The following is a 17,860-nucleotide window of genomic DNA, read 5'->3' as shown; positions in this document are numbered from 1 at the left end:
GCCGAAGCGTCCGGACTAGTGCTCCCGCGACCTGGCCTCCGCGCCGTCGATCCACTCAATCCCGATACCGCCCCGCAATCCCCACAAACTCCGCCTCGATCGCCTCGAAGGCCTCCACCACCGCCGGGTCGAAGTGGCTGCCACTGCCGCCGCGGATGATGGCTTTTGCCTCGGCGTGGCTGAAGGCGGGTTTGTAGACGCGCTCGCTGATGAGGGCGTCGTACACGTCGGCCAGCGCCATCAGCCGCGCGCTCAGAGGGATGGCTTCACCCTTCAGGCCTTCGGGGTAGCCGCTGCCGTCCCACTTCTCCTGGTGGCTGTAGGCGATCTCCTTGGCCACCGACAGGAAGGGGACGGCGCGGCCGAGCTGGCGTTCGGCGGCCTCGATGGCCGCGCGGCCCAGGCGCGGGTGCTGCTTCATCACCTCGAACTCGGCCGGGTCGTAGGGCGCAGGCTTGAGCAGGATCTGGTCGGGAATGCCGACCTTGCCGATGTCGTGCAGGGGCGCGGACTTGTAGAGCAGCTCGATGGCGGCATCGCTGAGCTGGGGCGCGAAGCGCGGGTCCTGGCGCAGGTGCAGGGCGAGCGCGCGCACGTAGTGCTGGGTGCGGCGGATGTGGTTGCCGGTGTCGTTGTCGCGCGTCTCGGCCAGGCTGGCCATGGCCAGGATGGTGACGTCCTGGATGGCAGCAAGTTCAGCGCCGCGGCGCGCCACCTCAGCCTCCAGGTACTCGGCCTTGTCGCGCAGGAAATCCTGGCTCTGCTTGAGCAGCAAGTGCGTGCGCACACGCGCCAGCACGATGGGCGGGCTGATGGGCTTGGTGATGTAGTCCACCGCGCCGAGCGAAAAGCCGAGGGTCTCGTCGGCCACCTCGCTTTTGGCGGTGAGGAAGATCACCGGCAGCTCGCGCGCCTGGGGCATGGCCTTGAGGCGGCGGCAGACCTCGTAGCCGTCGAGGTCCGGCATCATGACGTCGAGCAGGATCAGGTCGGGCGGGTCGTCTTGCACGATGCGCAAGGCCTTCTCGCCATGGTTGGCGACCTTGACGCGGTATTCGTCGCGCAAGAGCGCGCTCATCAGGCTGAGGTTGTCCGGGGTGTCATCGACCACGAGCACGGTGGGCTTGGGCAGCATCCGGTCCTCCCTCGGTTGATTGCGACTCGGCTGGGTGGGGCGTCTGATTCAGCGCGGCTTCCAGGTTCAGGGCCAGCACGGGCAGCAGGGCTTCCAGCGTGCTGCGCTGCTCCAGCAGGGTCTGCTGCAGGCTGGCGAGTTCGAGCACGGCCACCAGGGTGTCACTGCGCAGCACGGGCAGCAGCACCAGGGCCTGGGCCGGGCCTTCGGCCAGGCCGGTGCGCACGCGCCAGAAGCCTTCGGGCGGGCGATCGAGCCAGAGCGGGGCGCGGTCGCGCGCGCAGGCGCCCACCAGGCCGCTGCCCAGTTCAATGGTCTGGGGCGCGCCGCTGGCCCCGTATTCAGCCAGCAGGCGCAGGGGCGCGCCGCCGGCGTAGAGCGTGGCCTGGTGCACGGGCATCAGGGTGGCCAGGCCGTCGAAGAAGCGCTGCGCCAGCGTGGGCACGTCGCGCGTCAGCTGCAGGCTGGCCCCCAGTGCGGCCACGCGGGTCTGCCACTCGGCCTGCTCGGCCATGCGGGCGGCCGTGGCGGCCTGTTCTTCCACCACGCGGCGGCGTGCCCGTTCGTGAGCGGCGGCGCGCCACAGCGCGGCCAGCAGCAGGGCCGTGAGCGCCGCGCCCAGCACGCCGGCGGCCAGCATGGCGGGCCAGGGCAGGCCGGCGCTGCGCAGCAGCAGCACCTGCCAGTCGCCGTCCACATCGTTCCATTGCACCGGCGCCTGGCCCCGCAGCATGGGGCGGCCATCGACCCACACACGCTCGCCCTGGGCCAGGAAGCCGAGCTCGGGCACCTCGCGCCCGCCCTCGAACAGGCGGCCGTACTGGCCGCTGCGCGCCAAGGCCTGCAGGCGCTCCTGGCGCGGCCCACCGGGCCTGAGCGCGAACAGCCAGTCGGCCCGGCTGGCCGAATAGACGACGCCCTGCGGTGAAAGCAGCAGCGCTTCATCGGCGCTGACGGCGAGCGCGCGGTCGATCTGCCCCATCAGCAGGCGCAGCACCAGCACGCCGCGCACCTCGCCGTGGTTGCCCTGTTCGGCGTAGATGGGCGCGGCCAGCATGATGAAGCGCTCGGCGCCGCTGGCAGAGACGGCGGCATAGATGTTCTCGACGCGCTCGCGCGCCATCTGCACATAGGGCTGCTGGCGCAAATCCTGCCCCAGCAGCGAGCGCACGCCGTTGTCCCATTGGCCGACGACGCGGCCCTCGTCGTTGACGACGAAGGCGCCATCGGCCTCCACCCCGCGCGCCAGGGTTTCGAGCACCTCGCGCAGGCGTTCGCTGGCCAGGCCGCGCAGGACCTCGCGCGAGCGCGCCGCCTCCTGCACGGTGACATCCAGCTGGCCGGCGATGAGCACCGCGCCCATCGCCCGGCCGCCCAGGGTGCGCGCCTGCAGCGCATCGGCCTCGCGCTGGGTCTGCACCGCCAGCTGCGCCACAGCCTTGCGCGCCTCCCATTCCCAGGCCAGCGCGGCCGCCAGCAGGCCCACCAGCAGCGCGGCCAGCACCACGCCCACGCGCAGCCAGGCCCGGTGCGACTGCAGCAGATCGGCAGCGCCGCGCCGGCTCATGCCTCGCCCTCCCCGGCGCCGGCCGCTTCCAGCCACTGCGTCAGCAGTTGCAGGGCGCGGTCGAAGTCATAGCCCTGCAACGCGCCCTCCAGCGCGGCGGCTTGCTCACCCAGCAGACCGCGCAGGCCGGCGGCGTGCTCGGCCCAGAACTGCTGCGCCTCGGCATCGTCGTCGGCCACCAGGGCCTGCAGCTGGTGCAGCAGCGGCAGCGCCTGCTCGTGCGCCAGGGCCGCACTTTCCTGCGCCGCCGCGGCTGGCAGGGCCTGCGCCAGCGCGGCGCACACCGCGGCCAGTGCGGCCTGGGCCTGCGTTAGCGTGGCCGCGTCGGGCGTGTGGCCGGCCTGCAGCTGCTGCTCCAGGCTGCGGCAGCTCTCGGCCAGCGCCGGGGCGCCGATGGTGGCGGCCAGGCCGCGCAGCGTGTGGGCCATGCGCTCGGCCTCGCCCAGCGCGCCCTGCTGCACCGCGGCCTGCAGGCGTTCGAGCGTGTCGGCCTGGCCGCGCAGGAACTTGCCGAGCAGCTCGCGCAGATGCGACTCGCTGCCGCGCACGCGATCGCGCATGCCGTCCAGGTCCAGCCCGGGCACCTGCAGGCGCTCGCCCGCCGGCGCCGCGGCAAGCGCGCGCGGCCGCAAGGCGGCCGGCGCCCAGCGCTGCAGGGTTTGCAGCAGGTGCTCGGGGTCGATGGGCTTGCCCACATGGTCGTTCATGCCGGCGGCCAGGCAGTGGGCGCGGTCCTGGGCCATGGCATTGGCCGTCATGGCGATGACGGGCAGGGCCTGCCACTCGGGGTGGGCGCGGATGCGCCGCGTGGCCTCCAGGCCGTCCATCACCGGCATCTGCATGTCCATCAGCACCAGATCGGGCAGCGGGCCCCGTGCCAGGCTGGCCAGCGCCTGCGCACCATCGGCCGCCAGCTCCACGCGCACGCCCAGCTCCTCCAGCAGGCCGCGCGCCACGTCCTGGTTGAGCTCGTTGTCCTCCACCAGCAGCACGCGCAGGCCGCGCAGCAGGGGCGCGGCCGTGGCGGCGCGACGCTGCGGGGTGGCGCGCCAGCGGCCGTCGCCGGCCAGGGCCTGCATCAGGGCATCGAACAGCTCGCTGGCGTTGACGGGCTTGTGCAGCACGGCGCTCAGACCGGCCTGCTCGGTGGCGCCGCCCAGCTCACCCTGGCCATGGGCGGTGACGAGGATGCAGCGCGGCGCGCCGGGGAGCTCGCGCAGGCGCCGTGCGGCGGCCACGCCGTCCAGCCCGGGCATGCGCCAGTCGAGAAGGGCCACGTCAAAGGGCTCGCCGCGCCCCTGCGCCGCCGCCACCGCGTGCAGCGCGGCCTCGCCGTCCTCCACCAGGCCGACGCGGAAGTGCATGGATTCGAGCAGCTCCTGCAGCACCTGGCGTGCCTGGGCGTTGTCGTCCGCCACCAGCACGCGCCGGCCGCGCAGATCGGGCTCGGGCTGCAGCAGGGGCAGGTTCTGGCTGCCGCGCGCCAGCCGGGCGGTGAACCAGAATGTGGAGCCCTGGCCGGGCTGGCTTTCCACGCCCACCTCACCGCCCATCAGCTCGGCCAGCTTCTTGCAGATGGCCAGCCCCAGCCCGGTGCCGCCGTAGCGCCGCGTGGTGGAAGCATCAGCCTGGCTGAAGCTCTGGAACAGGCGCGCGATCTGCTCGGGGCTCAGGCCCACCCCGGTGTCGCGCACGGCGAAGCGCAGGTGCACGGCGCCGCCCTCGTCCGGCAGGCGGCGCAGGTCGATCTCGACCTCGCCCTTCTCGGTGAACTTGATGGCGTTGTTGGCGTAGTTGATGAGCACCTGGCCCAGGCGCAGCGGGTCGCCGCGCAGGGCGCGCGGCACGTCGGGGGCGACGCGGAAGATCAGCTCCAGCCCCTTGGCCTGGGCCTTCTCGGCCACCAGATTGGCCAGGTTGTCGAGCACTTCATCGAGGTTGAACTCGATGGCCTCGATGTCCAGGCGCCCGGCCTCGACCTTCGAGAAGTCCAGGATGTCGTTGATGATGCCCAGCAGGTGCTGGGCGGATTGCTGGATCTTGCCGATGTACTCCTGCTGGCGCGGGTCCAGCTGGGTGCGCAGGGCCAGATGCGCCATGCCGATGATGGCGTTCATGGGCGTGCGGATCTCGTGGCTCATATTGGCCAGGAAGTCGCTCTTGGTGCGCGTGGCCTGCTCGGCCAGTTCCTTGGCCTGGCGCAGCGCATCGGCGCTGGCGCGCTCGGCGCTGATGTCGTCCAGCGTCCAGACGCTGCCGCGCTCGGGGCGCGCGGGGTCGATGGCGCGGCCGCTGAGTCGGCACCAGAAGCGCGAGCCATCCAGGCGCAGCAGTTCTTCCTCGATGCGCACGGTTTCGCCCCGCCACATGCCGGCGTGCTGGGCGCCGATGCGCTCGTAGGTGGCGTCGTCGCGGTACCAGAAGCGGGTGGGCTGGCCTTCGAGCGCACCGGGCGGCTGGCCGAACAGCAGTTCGAGCTGGCGGTTGCACTTCTGCACCACGCGCTCGCGCACCAGTGCGATGCCGCTGCCCACGGCCTCGAAGATCGCCTGCTGCTCGTCCAGCATCTGGCTCACCAGCGCCTCGGTGCGGCGGCGCTCGCTGATGTCCTCAACGATCCAGATCGTCTGGTCGCCCAGGCCCTGCAGCTCGCGCACCGCCACCTTGGCCCAGAACAGGCTGCCATCGGCGCGGCGCAGCTGCCATTCGCGCTGCGCCGGCAGCTCGGCCGCCAGGTCGTTGGCAATGGTGGTGCTGAAGCGCACCTGCTCCTTGGCGGAGGCAAAGAGGCGCACCACGCCGGCGGTGCGCAGGGTCTCCAGGCTGCTGCCGATGAGGGCCAGCAGGTGCGCGTTGGCACGCTCCACATGGCCCTCGACGACATGCAGGATGCCCAGCGGCGCGTTGTCGAACAACGCGTTCTGCGTGGCCAGCAGGCCGGCAATGGCCTCGCGCTGCTGCGCCAACTCGCCCGTCTGCGTGCCCAGCAGGCTGGCCTGCTCCTGCAGGCGCTCGGCCTGGGCCTGGCTGGCTTCGAGCAGGCGCTCGGTCTTGCGGCGGCGTTCCAGCATTTCCATGCTGGCCGCCAGCTGCGGCATCAGGGCATCCAGCAGGCCCTGCTCGCGCGGCTGCAGGGCGGCGAAGCGCGCCAGCTCGATGACGGCCAGCACGCGCGGCCCGGCCAGCACCGGCAGGGCCAGGATCAGCGTGGGCGCGGCCTGGCCCAGGCTGGACTGCACGCTCACGTAGTCGGCCGCCACCTCGGTGAGCTGCAGCGGGCCGCGCTCCAACGCGCATTGGCCCACCAGGCCCTCGCCATAGCGCACGCACTGGTGCAGGGCCTTGCGGCAGGCCAGCGCGAAGTGCGCGAGCAGGCGCAGCTGGCGCTCGTCTTCATGGTGGATGTAGAAGACCGCGTGGCCCAGGTGCAGCAAGGCGCCCAGCTGGGTCATCACGCGGCGGGCCAGCTCGGTGAAATCGGCCGCGCCCTGCAACTCGGCGGCCAGGCGCGCCTGCTCGCTCTTGATCCACTGCTGGTCGGCGAGGTTGGCCGCCATGTCCCGGTAGGCGGCCAGCGAACGCGCCAGCTCGCCCAGCTCACCGGGCTGGTCCTGGCCCTCCAGGGTGCCCTCCAGCTGCCCGGCCAGCATGGCGCGCACCTGCTCATTCAGGCGCTGCAAGGGCCGCAGCACCAGGCGGCGCTGCACCCCGAACACCCAGAACAAGGCCAGCACCGCGCTGCCCAGCAGCATCAGCAGCAGGCCCAGCTCCACGCGCCCGCGCAGGCCCTGCCAGCGGTCGCGCTCGGCCTGCAGGCGCTGCTCCAGGCGGGTGCTCAGCGCCGCCAGGTCCTGCTGCAGTGCGGCCAGCGCGGCAGCCTCGTCACCCCCCTGGCCCTGGCGCAGGGCCAGGAACTGGCGCTCCTGCAGGCCCTCGGCCTGTTCACGCAGCTGCTCCAGCAGCGCCAGCTCGGCCGGCTCCAGGCCGGCGGCCTGCAGCAGGCCCAGCGCCTGTTCGCGGCGGCGGTGCACATGGGCCTCGGCGTCGAACTGGCGCAGCGCGTCGGCCTGGGCGGGTGCGCCCTGCCCCAGGGCCCGCAGCGCGGCCTGCATGCGCGCCAGTCCCTCCAGCCAGCGCTGCTGGCCCTGCGCCACGCCGGCCAGCTGCTGCTGGGCCTGCTCGGCGCGCTGGCCGCTCCACCAGGCCAGGCTCAGCCCCAAAGCCTGCAGACTCAGCAGCAGGGCCAGGCCGGCCGTGGTCCAGCGGTGCAGGCGGCCTAGACGCATCGGTAGACGGCGAGCAGGCTGCGCCGGCCCTCGTGATGGGACCAGCGGGCGTCAATCAGCACCTGCAGGCGGCGCCCGTCCTGGCGCAGCAGCTGCGCCGCAAAGCCGCGCAGCTCGGGCTGTTCGGCCGCCTTGTGCAGGAAATCGTTCAGCTGCTCCACATCGGCCCAGGTGGAGCGCAGATGGCCGGGCAGCGGCTGTTGCGGCTCCAGGCCGATGAGCTGCGCGAACGCGCGGTTGGCGTAGTGCAGCGCCCCGGCGGCGTCCTGCGCGGTGAACGCGCTCGGGGCATCGAGCAGCCATTGGTCCTTCTGGTCCTCGCCGCCCACCAGGCCGCGCTGGGCGCGCGCCTGCAGCGCCAGGCTGAGCGCGATCAGGGGTTCCAGGTCGGCCAGCAGCTGGTGATCGCCCTCAGTCCACTCGCGCGTGGAAGCCAGCTCCAACACGGCATGCACCCGGCCGCCCTGGCGCACGGGCTGCAGCACCAGGGTGCGTGCTGGCATGCCGCCCAGGCCGGACTGGATGCGCAGCCCGCCCGCCTCCTGCGCCCCCAGCACCAAGGGCTCGCCGCGGCGCGCGCAATCGCTCATCAGCCCCAGGCTGGACGCGCTGGCGGCCTGCAGATCGGCCCCCGCACCGGCCCAGCGCGCCAGCGCTTGCAGCTGCTGCTGCTCGGCGTCCCAGCGCGCCACCAGGCCCGCGCCCAGGCCCAGGATGGGTGCCAGGCCTGCCAGCAGGCGCTCGCCCAGGCCCTGCGGCGAATCGGCCTGCTGCATATGGGCCGCGATCTCCTGCGCTTGCTGGCGGCGCAGGGCCTGCGCCTCATGCTGGCCCAGCCGGGCCTGCGCCTGGGCCAATGCATCACTCAGGCTGCGCGCCCGCCGGGCGCTGCGCAGGCCCCAGGCCACTGCCAGCAGCAGGGCCAGGCCAAACAGCAGGGGCGCGGCCCAGGCTGCGGCCGCGCCGACTGCCGCGGGCTGCGCCCAGGCGGACGATGAAGCAACAAGCGCAACATGCAACACGAAGGGCAGGCGCATCCTCGCGAAGGCTGGGGGTGGGTCGGGCCACTATATGCAGCGCCCTGAGGGCCAAACCTCGCGTTTTCACCACAGCCTCTAGGCGCTGTCAGCTGGGCGTTGGGATAAACGCGGTATCGTCTCGGCCGCCGTTTTTTCCCTAGGACAACACCCCATGGCCAAGCCCACCCGCGCGCCCTCGCACCCCTTCGCCAAGACCCAGGCCAGCTTCAAGACCGCTTCCGGCAAGGAAGGTCAGCTGTTCAGCCTGCCCAAGCTGGCCAAGCAGTTCCCGAACGTGAGCCGCATGCCCGTTTCGATGCGCATCGTGCTGGAGTCGGTGCTGCGCAACTGCGACGGCAAGAAGGTGACCAAGGAGCACGTCGAGCAGCTCGCCAACTGGAAGCCGACCGCCGAGCGCAGCGATGAGATCCCCTTCGTCGTCGCCCGCGTGGTGCTGCAGGACTTCACCGGCGTGCCCCTGCTGGCCGACCTGGCCGCGATGCGCAACGTCGCCGCCAAGATGGGCAAGAACCCCAAGGCCATCGAGCCGCTGGTGCCAGTGGACCTGGTCGTCGACCACAGCGTCATGATCGACCACTTCGGCAACAAGAAGGCGCTGGACCTGAACATGAAGCTGGAGTTCGAGCGCAACCGCGAGCGCTACGAATTCATGAAGTGGGGCATGCAGGCCTTCGACACCTTCGGCGTCGTGCCCCCGGGCTTCGGCATCGTGCACCAGGTGAACCTGGAGTACCTGGCGCGCGGCGTGCACAAGACCAAGGCCGGCGTGTACTACCCGGATAGCCTGGTCGGCACCGACAGCCACACCACCATGATCAACGGCATTGGCGTGGTCGGCTGGGGCGTGGGCGGCATCGAGGCCGAGGCCGGCATGCTGGGCCAGCCGGTCTACTTCCTGACCCCCGACGTCGTGGGCTTCGAGCTGACCGGGCAGCTTCGCGAAGGCGTGACCGCCACCGACCTGGTGCTGACCGTCACCGAGATCCTGCGCAAGCACAAGGTGGTGGGCAAGTTCGTCGAGTTCTTCGGCGAAGGCACCCGCACCCTGGCCCTGCCGGACCGCGCCACCATCGCCAATATGGCCCCCGAGTACGGCGCCACCATGGGCTTCTTCCCGGTCGACGAGAAGACCGTCGAGTACTTCAAGGGCACCGGCCGCAGCAAGGCCGAGATCGAAGCCTTCGAGGCCTACTGGAAGGCGCAGAAGATGTTCGGCGTGCCCAAGGCCGGCGAGATCGACTACACCAGCGTCGTCAAGCTGGACCTGAGCACCGTGGCCCCGAGCCTGGCCGGCCCCAAGCGCCCGCAGGACCGCATCGAGATCACCCATCTGAGCTCGAAGTTCGGCGAGCTGTTCAGCAAGCCCACCGCCGAGAACGGCTTCAACCAGCCGGCCGAGAAGCTGGCCCAGACCTTCAAGGCCGACAACGGCATCGACGTGAAGAACGGCGACGTGCTGATCGCCGCCATCACCAGCTGCACCAACACCAGCAATCCGGGCGTGCTGCTGGCCGCCGGCCTGCTGGCCAAGAAGGCCGTCGAAGCCGGCCTGAAGGTGGCCCCGCACATCAAGACCTCGCTGGCCCCGGGCTCGCGCATCGTCACCGAGTACCTGGAAAAGGCCGGCCTGTTGCCCTACCTGGAAAAGCTCGGCTTCAACGTCGCCGCCTACGGCTGCACGACCTGCATCGGCAACGCCGGCGACCTGACGCCGGAGCTGAACAAGGTCATCCAGGACAACGACCTGGTCTGCGCGGCCGTGCTCTCGGGCAACCGCAACTTCGAGGCCCGCATCCACCCGAACCTGAAGGCCAACTTCCTGGCCAGCCCGCCGCTGGTGGTGGCCTACGCCATTGCCGGCAACGTCACCAAGGACCTGATGACCCAGCCCGTGGGCAAGGGCAAGGGCGGCAAGGACGTCTTCCTGGGAGACATCTGGCCGACCAGCGACGAGGTCTACAAGCTGATGAAGCACGCCATGAACGCCAAGGCGTTCAAGGAGAACTACGACAAGGTCAAGAACAAGCCCGGCAAGCTGTGGGATGCCATCAAGGGCGTCAAGGGCCAGGTCTACAACTGGCCCAAGAGCACCTACATCGCCCAGCCGCCCTTCTTCGGCGACTTCGAGATGGAGCCCAAGGCCGTGACGACCGGCGTGCAAGGCGCCAAGGTGATGGCGCTGTTCGGTGACTCCATCACCACCGACCACATCAGCCCGGCCGGCTCGTTCAAGGAAACCACGCCCGCGGGCAAGTTCCTGATCGAGAACGGCGTGCAGAAGGCCGACTTCAACAGCTACGGCGCGCGCCGCGGCAACCACGACGTGATGATGCGCGGCACCTTCGCCAACGTGCGCGTCAAGAACCTGATGCTGCCGGCCAAGGCCGATGGCAGCCGCGAAGAGGGTGGCTACACGCTGAAGAACGGCGAGAAGAAGGCCATCTACGACGCCGCCATGGAGTACATCGCCGAAGGCACGCCCACCGTGATCTTCGCCGGCGAGGAGTACGGCACGGGTTCGAGCCGCGACTGGGCCGCCAAGGGCACCCAGCTGCTGGGCATCAAGGCCGTGGTGGCCAAGAGCTTCGAGCGCATCCACCGCTCCAACCTGATCGGCATGGGCGTGCTGCCCCTGCAGTTCAAGGGCAGCGACAGCTGGGAGAGCCTGGGCCTGAAGGGTGACGAGACCATCGACATCGAGCTGGCCAAGGAGATCAAGCCCCAGGGCGACGCCAAGATGGTGATCACCCGCGCCGACGGCAGCAAGAAGGAAGTCAGCCTGAAGCTGCGCATCGACACCGCCATCGAGGTGGATTACTACTTCCACGGCGGCATCCTGCCTTTCGTGCTCCGTCAGCTCCTCGCTGCCTGAGCACTGCAGGCAGGGCCTGCCGGAACAGGACCGCCGCGCTGACCGCGCGGCGGGGTTTTCCGTCTGCTGCTGGCCGCCTGATCGGTCTCGCAAGCATCCAAAAGGCGCCTTCGGGCGCCTTTTTTCTTGTTCCGGCGTGGCATCTGACCGCCCACCCGGCCCGCACTGGGGTTTCGCTGGCTTGTGAGGCCCCAGGGGCAGGGTCACACTCGGCCGGCCCATGTCAGCCCCCGAAACCCTGCCACCCCCCGCCTGCCCGGACTCCGGCCCCCAGGAGCAGGCGCGCATGCTGCAGACCCTGTGCGACCACTTCCCCGGTGGCGTGACGGTGATGGATCACGAGCTGCGCCTGCGCCTGTGGAACCGCCGCTTCCTGGAAATGATGGAGCTGCCGCCCGAGCTGTTCGCGCAGTCCATCAGCCTGCCGCAGCTCTGGCACTTCAACATCGCGCGCGGCGAGTTCGGCCCGGTGCAGGACCCGGACGCGCTGGTGGCCGGCTTCGTCGAGCGCGCGCTGCGCTTCGAACCGCACGCCTTCACCCGCGTGCGGCCGAACGGCCGGGTGATCGAGATCCGCGGCGAACCCATCGCCGAGGGCGGTTTTGTGACCACCTGGGTGGACGTGACCGAGCACCACCGGCTGGAAACCGAGCTGCACCGCCACGACGCCCTGGTCACGCAGATCGTCAACCACCTGCCGCAGGGCATCAGCCTGTTCGACGAGCAGCTGGTGCTGCAGCTGTGGAACCAGGCCTTCATCGAGGTGCTGGAGTTCCCGCCCGAGGCCGTCTTCCGCGGCGCGCGCTTCGAAGACCTGCTGGGCCTGATGGCCCGGCGCGGCGACTACGGCCCCGGCGACCCGACCGAGCAGGTGGCGCAACGCCTGGCGCTGGCGCGCCAGTTCCAGGCGCACCGCTTCGAGCGCACACGCCCCAATGGCCGCACGCATCTGGTGGAGGGCCGGCCGATCCAGCTCGATGGCCGCCTGGCCGGCTTCGTCACCACCTACACCGACATCACGACACAGAAGACCACCGAGCAGGCACTGCGCCGCGCCAACGACCAGCTGGCCGCCGGCATGGCCGAACGCAGCGCGGCGCTGGACACCGCACAGTCCCACCTCTCGCAGGCGATCGACCAGCTGGCGCAGTCGGAAAAGCTGGCGGCGCTGGGCCAGCTGGTGGCTGGCGTGGCGCACGAGCTCAACACCCCGATCGGCAACAGCGTGATGGCGGCCTCCACCTTCCTGGACCGCGTGGCCCAGTTCGAGGCCGAGGCGCGCAGCGGCCTGCGCCGCTCGGTGCTGGACGAGTTCCTGAACTTCTCGCGCGAGGCCGCGCGCCTGGTGCAGGACAACCTGGCCCGCGCGGCCGAACTGATCGACGCCTTCAAGCAGGTGGCGGTGGACCAGACCTCGATGCGCCGGCGCGAGTTCCTGCTCGATGAAACCGTGCGCAAGGTCTGCGCCACCATGGCCCATACGCTGCGGCGCGGTCAGCACCGCTTCGAGATCGCCATCCCGCAGGGCATCACGCTCAACAGCCACCCCGGTGCGCTGGAGCAGATCCTCACCAACCTGATCAGCAACAGCCTGGTGCACGGCTTCGAGGGCCGCGCCCAGGGCTGCATCCGCATCGAAGCGCACGGCGAGCGCGAGGAGGTCGGCCTGAGCTACCAGGACGACGGCGTGGGCCTCTCGCCCGAGGCGGTACGGCGCATCTTCGAGCCCTTCTTCACCACCAAGCTGGGCCAGGGCGGCACCGGCCTGGGCCTGCACATCTCGCACACCCTGGCCACCACGGTGCTGGGCGGGCAGATCACGGCGCACAGCCAGCCCGGCCAGGGCGCACGCTTCGAGCTGCGCCTGCCGCGCGTGGCGCCGCTGCAGGGTGAGGGCGCAAGCCCCGCCAACGAGTGACATTGTTCGCGCCGCGCCCCCGGACCACGGGCCCGGGCGCCACCAGAATGTCGCCCTTCGCGCCCTTGCGCGTCAGGAGCTTCTGAAGGCATGCCCGCCCTCGATCTGCCCGACCTGCTGCGCCGCCCCCTGGGCCAGGCAGCGAGCGACCCGTTGCGCCTGCTGCTGCGCTGGCTGCTGGTGGGCCTGGCCTACTTCGGCGCGGGCTATCTGGCGCTGGGCAATCCTTACCTGGGCCAGCATGTCGCGCTGATCTGGCCGCCCACCGGCATCGCCCTGGCGGCCCTGTTGCGCTGGGGCCCGCTGCAGGCGGTGGCGATCTTTGCCGCCTCGGCGGCGGTAAACAGCACCGTGAACCCGCAACCCGAGCTGGTGCTGGGCATTGCGCTGGGCAATACCCTCGGGCCCTGGATGGCGGCGCGCAGCCTGCAGCGCCTGGGTATCCACGAACCCCTGGCCTCGGCGCGCGACCTGCTGCTGTTCCTGCTGGTGGGCTGCCTGGGCGGCTCGCTCATCAGCGCGGTGAATGGCGCGACCCAGCTGATGCTGCACCACCAGCTGGACGGCCACAGCGCCCTGGGCGCCGGCCTGGTGTGGTGGCTGGGCGATGCGCTGGGCGTGATGGTGGTGGCGCCCGTGCTCTTGGCCTTTGCCAAGCCCGCCAGCGCGCGCGGCGCGCAGCCCGTCTCCACGCTGCGCAGCCTGCCGCTGGCGCTGCTGTGCGTGGGTGGCAGCGCCTTCCTGCTGCTCTCCCCGCTGACGCGCGGCTGGCCGCACACCCTGCTGTTTGCGCCCCTGCTGCTGCATGTCTGGCTGGCCCTGCGCGCCAGCCAGCGCCTGCTTTCGCTGAGCCTGTTCGTCACCGCCTGGCTGGCCGTGCTGGCAGCCGCCCAGGGCAGCCCCATGCTGGTAGGGCTGGACAACCCGGCCACGACGCTGCAGACCTGCCTGTTCATCATCGGGCTCTACATCACCAGCTGGTTCGTGAGCGTGCGCACGGCCGAGATGCGCCGCCAGGATCTGCGCTGGCGCCTGGCCATCGAGGGCAGCCAGACCGGCACCTGGGGGCTGGAATGGGTGAACGGCCAACCGCGCCTGGACGCGCAATGGCTCAGCGACGGCCTTCGCCCGCACTGGAGCGGCGCGGGCCTGCGCCAGCGCTGGCTGGAGCAGATCCACCCCGACGACCGCGAGCCCACCTGGGCCGCGCTCAAGGCCCATCTGCGGGGCGAGGCCGAGGGCTTCCGTGCCGAGTTCCGCCTCGGCAAGCCCGAAGGCGGCTGGACCTGGACCCTGGCCCAAGGCCGGCTGGTCGAGCGCGACGCCGACGGCCGGCCCCTGCGCCTGCTGGGCACGCTGACCGACATCGGCCCGCTCAAGCAGGGCGAGGCCGAGCAGCGCCTGGCCGCCTCGGTGTTCGAAGTCAGCCACGAGGCCATCGTCATCGCCGCGCCCGAGGGCGGCATCCTGCGCGTCAACCCCGCCTTCGAGCACAGCACCGGCCTGCGCGAGGCCGAGCTGCTGGGCCAGGCACTGGAAGGCCTGGAGGCCGCACCGGCGGGCACGCGCGTCGATTGGTCCGGCCGCTGGGAGGCAGTGCAGCGCCAGGGCTATTGGAAGGGCGAAGTCTGGGTGCGGCGCCAGGGCGAGGCGCCCTACCCCGCCCGCATGACCCTGCTGGCCGTGCGCGGCGCGGCCGAGCAGGTGCTGAACCTGGTGGCCCTGCTGGAGGACATCACGCTGGAGCAGCAGGCCGCCGCGCAGATCCGCCGCCTGGCCTACTTCGACCCGCTGACCGAGCTGCCCAACCGCACCCAGCTGCAGGAACGCGCCGAAGCCCTGCTGGCCGAGGCGCGCCGCGGCCAGGGCCAGTTTGGCCTGATGTTCCTGGACCTGGACCACTTCAAGCACATCAACGACTCGCTCGGCCACGCCATGGGCGACCGCGTGCTGCAGGGCGTGGCCCAGCGCCTGCGTGCGCTGGTGCGGGCCGACGAATTGGTGGGCCGCCTGGGCGGCGACGAGTTCCTGGTGCTGCTGCGCACCAATGAAGCCGGCGCCCTGGCCGCCCTGGTGCAGCGCGTGCAGACCGCGCTGGCCGAACGCCTGCAGGTGGACAACGCCCAGTTCACGCTCACGGCCAGCATCGGCATCGCCCTCTTCCCCAGCGATGGCAGCAGCTACCCCGAGCTGCTGAAGGCGGCCGACACCGCGCTCTACCGCAGCAAGGAAGGCGGACGCAACCAGCTGAGCTTCTTCACGCCCGAGATGGACCAGGCCGTGCAGGAGCGCGCGCTGCTGGACCACGAGATGCGCCTGGGGCTGCCGGCCGGCCAGTTCGAGCTGCACTACCAGCCGCTGATGCGCATGCCCGACGGCCAGATTCGCGGCGTGGAGGCGCTGATGCGCTGGCGCCACCCGCATCTGGGCAACGTCTCGCCCGCCAAGTTCATTCCGGTGGCCGAGCAGACCGGCTTCATTGCCGCGCTGGGCGATTGGGGCTTGGAGCAGGCCATGCGCCAGGCCAAGGCCTGGGCGGACCAGGGCATCGAAGGCCTGCGCGTGGCCGTGAACGTCTCGGCCCGGCAACTGATGAAGCAGGCCTTGCACGAGCGCGTGCGCGAGCTGCTGGCCCAGACCGGCCTGGACCCGAGCCTGCTGGAGCTGGAACTGACCGAGAGCCTGCTGGCCGAGAACGTCGAGCAGGTCAATGCCAGCCTGTCCGCCATCCACGCGCTGGGTGTGCGCCTGGCGGTGGACGACTTCGGCACCGGCTACTCCAGCCTCGCCTACCTGAAGCGCTTCCCGATCGGCAAGCTCAAGATCGACCAGAGCTTTGTGCGCGACCTCATCAGCGACCCCGACGACCGCGCCATCGCCGCCGCCGTCATCCAGATGGGCCACAGCCTGGGCCTGCGCGTCAACGCCGAAGGCGTGGAGAGCGAGGACCAGCTGGCCCAGCTGCGCGCCATGGGCGTGGACGAGGTGCAGGGCTATCTGGTGGGCCGGCCGCTGCCGGCCGCCGAGCTCACGCCCCGCCTGCTCAGCGATCGCGCAGGCGCTTGAGGCGCTGCCGCGCCTGAGTGCCGAGCCGGTCCCCCAGGCGCTGGGCCTGCTGCAGGCCGCGCTGCGCCAGCTCGCGCAGCTCCTCCTTGCCGGGCGCGCGCTCGCGCACGGCCTGCAGGCCTTGGCGGGCCAGCTCGCTCACCTCCTGGGCGCCGATGCGCGCCGCCTGCCCCAGGCCCTGCCCGGCCTGGCTGAGCGCCGCACCCAGGCTGCCCGCCGGCGGCGCCCGCAGCACCTGTTCGACATGGGCCAGCGCCAGCTCCTGCATCTCCGTGGGCGTGGGGCCCAGCAGTTCGCGCTGGAAGCGCAGCAGCTCCTTGGCCATGGCCTCGGGTTGGCAGTCGGGGTTGCCGTGCAGCAGCTGCGCCAAGGCCTGCGCCAGGTCGCGGATCTGCACCTGCTGCAGTTGCGGCTCCAGCAGGGCCAGGCCCTGCGCCACGAAGGCGGGCTCGTAGCCCCAGCCCTCCACCAGCCAGTCGCTCAGGCGCTGGCGCGTGTCGGTATCCAGCTGGCGGTCCAGCGCGGCCAGCTTCAGGCTCAGCGGGGCCACCAGGTCGAACAGCATCAGGCCCAGCAGGTCCAGCGGAGTCTGGATGCAGTTGGGGATCACCGTCACGCGCTCGGCCTGCTGACCGGCCAGGTGGCGGTGCAGCCCGTACCAGGCGCCGCCGCTGGCCAGCGCGCCCAGCATCACCCAGCCGATCGGGCTGGCACCCACGGCGGCTGCCAGCGCGCCCTTGGTGAGCGCCGCACCGGTGCCGGCCGCACCCAGGACGTCCCACCACTGGCGCAAGGACCTGGTGGTGCGCAGCTCGGCATAGGCGTCTTCGCCGATGGCCAGCCGGGCCTTGAAGCGCAGCGGGTCACGGATCACCGTGGCCACGCCGGGGAGGACACGGAGCTCGTTCATTTCAGCAGCCCGGCCTCCCAGGCGATGCCGCGCTCGCGCGCCAGCTCTTCCAGCAGTGGCAGCAGGGGCCCGAGCTTCTCGGCCACCGCCTCGCGCACCGTGTCCACCACCACCTGGGTGCTGCGGTCGATCTCGATGTGCAGCGCATCGCCCACCTGCTTGGCGCCGAAGGTGGTCATGCGCAGGGTTTCGGGGATCAGCCAGACCTCGAACCAGCCCGAGCCATCGGCCGCGCGGTGGCATTCGGCCACGGTGAGGCTGCAGCCGTTGACGCCGACATAGCCCTTGGCGAACACGTAGCGCATCCAGGGCGCCGGCAGGGTCACGCGCAGCACATGGTTGTTCTCGGGCCGGCGCAGCTCGGTGATGTGACCGCTGATGTCCACATGGCCGGAGAGCGGATGGCCGCCCACTTCGGCGCCTTCCTTGGCGGCGCGCTCCACATTCAGCTGCGAACCGACTCCCAAGTTGCCCAGCGTCGTCAGGCTCAGGGTTTGGGCCATGACATCGAAGCAGGCCTGATCAGGTGCCGGGCGTTCGGTCACGCTCAGGCATACGCCGTCGCAGGCCACCGAGGCGCCGATCGCCAGTTCGGCATCGAAGCCGGACGGCAGCTGCAGGGTGAGCGTGTGCAGGCCGGGCTTGACTTCGATGGCGAGCACCGTGGCCACGCCTTGGACGATGCCGGTGAACATCAGCGCCCCCCGCCTGCCAGAGCCTCGAACTGCTCGGGCTTGAAGCCGACGCTCAGGCGGCCATCGCCCCAGTCCACCACCGGGCGCTTGATCAGGCTGGGCTGGGTGGCCATCAGAGCCAGGGCGCCAGCCTCGTCCACCGCCAGGGCCTGAGTGGCTTCATCGAGCTTGCGCCAGGTGGTGCCGGCGCGGTTCAGCAGCTTCTCCCAGCCCAGCTGGGCCGCCCAGGCCTTGAGCTGAGGCACGGTGGGCGGGGTCTTCTTGAAGTCGACGAATTCGTGCGGGCGACCGGCCTGGTCCAGCCAGGCGCGGGCCTTCTTGACCGTGTCGCAATTGGGAATGCCGTAGAGCTGCATGGGGGAGCCGAGAGA

Annotated in this window: 10 protein-coding genes; 3 read left to right on the top strand and 7 right to left on the bottom strand. The window is 71.0% G+C overall.

Annotation, left to right across the window (positions count from 1 at the left end; translation table 11 throughout):
- Positions 1–55: 55 nt before the first annotated feature.
- The 4 genes from I7X39_RS00880 to I7X39_RS00865 are packed head-to-tail and all read right to left on the bottom strand — an operon-like array spanning position 56 to position 8,025.
- Positions 56–1,135, bottom strand: coding sequence for a response regulator (locus I7X39_RS00880; RefSeq protein WP_198109066.1), 1,080 nt, complete (start codon positions 1,133–1,135; stop codon positions 56–58).
- Positions 1,101–2,702 carry a GAF domain-containing protein gene (locus I7X39_RS00875; protein ID WP_198109065.1) on the bottom strand — a complete coding sequence of 534 codons (1,602 nt, stop codon included), beginning with the start codon at positions 2,700–2,702 and terminating at the stop codon, positions 1,101–1,103. The genes I7X39_RS00880 and I7X39_RS00875 overlap by 35 nt, the downstream gene beginning before the upstream one ends.
- Positions 2,699–6,988 (bottom strand): response regulator, encoded by a 4,290-nt coding sequence (locus I7X39_RS00870; RefSeq protein WP_198109064.1) that lies wholly within the window; start codon positions 6,986–6,988, stop codon positions 2,699–2,701. Before I7X39_RS00870 ends, I7X39_RS00875 begins: the two co-directional genes overlap by 4 nt.
- Positions 6,979–8,025, bottom strand: coding sequence for a GAF domain-containing protein (locus I7X39_RS00865; RefSeq protein WP_198109063.1), 1,047 nt, complete (start codon positions 8,023–8,025; stop codon positions 6,979–6,981). Before I7X39_RS00865 ends, I7X39_RS00870 begins: the two co-directional genes overlap by 10 nt.
- A 154-nt stretch (positions 8,026–8,179) precedes the next feature.
- Between I7X39_RS00865 and acnA the strand changes: the two genes are divergently transcribed.
- From acnA to I7X39_RS00850, 3 genes are all read left to right on the top strand, one after another.
- Complete coding sequence (gene acnA / locus I7X39_RS00860) at positions 8,180–10,900, top strand: aconitate hydratase AcnA (RefSeq protein WP_198109062.1); 2,721 nt, start codon at positions 8,180–8,182, stop codon at positions 10,898–10,900.
- Between the two features lie 220 nt (positions 10,901–11,120).
- Positions 11,121–12,818, top strand: coding sequence for a sensor histidine kinase (locus I7X39_RS00855; RefSeq protein WP_198109061.1), 1,698 nt, complete (start codon positions 11,121–11,123; stop codon positions 12,816–12,818).
- A 90-nt stretch (positions 12,819–12,908) separates the two neighbouring features.
- Entirely contained in the window at positions 12,909–15,884 is a 2,976-nt protein-coding gene (locus I7X39_RS00850; RefSeq protein ID WP_198109060.1) for a bifunctional diguanylate cyclase/phosphodiesterase, read from the top strand.
- Here the strand turns inward: I7X39_RS00850 and I7X39_RS00845 are convergent.
- From I7X39_RS00845 to I7X39_RS00835, 3 genes are read right to left on the bottom strand one after another with little or no spacing between them, the layout of a single operon-like run.
- Complete coding sequence (locus I7X39_RS00845; protein WP_198109059.1) at positions 15,862–16,794, bottom strand: hypothetical protein; 933 nt, start codon at positions 16,792–16,794, stop codon at positions 15,862–15,864. The genes I7X39_RS00850 and I7X39_RS00845 overlap by 23 nt on opposite strands.
- Positions 16,791–17,489 (bottom strand): riboflavin synthase subunit alpha, encoded by a 699-nt coding sequence (locus I7X39_RS00840; RefSeq protein WP_198109058.1) that lies wholly within the window; start codon positions 17,487–17,489, stop codon positions 16,791–16,793. The genes I7X39_RS00845 and I7X39_RS00840 overlap by 4 nt, the downstream gene beginning before the upstream one ends.
- Positions 17,489–17,845 carry an arsenate reductase gene (locus I7X39_RS00835; protein ID WP_198109057.1) on the bottom strand — a complete coding sequence of 119 codons (357 nt, stop codon included), beginning with the start codon at positions 17,843–17,845 and terminating at the stop codon, positions 17,489–17,491. The genes I7X39_RS00840 and I7X39_RS00835 overlap by 1 nt, the downstream gene beginning before the upstream one ends.
- Between the last annotated feature and the right edge of the window lie 15 nt (positions 17,846–17,860).

This window comes from Inhella proteolytica (assembly GCF_016093275.1).
Taxonomy (GTDB): domain Bacteria; phylum Pseudomonadota; class Gammaproteobacteria; order Burkholderiales; family Burkholderiaceae_C; genus Inhella; species Inhella proteolytica.
Note: the sequence above shows the minus strand (reverse complement) of the source record. Positions and strands in the feature narration are given on the sequence as shown.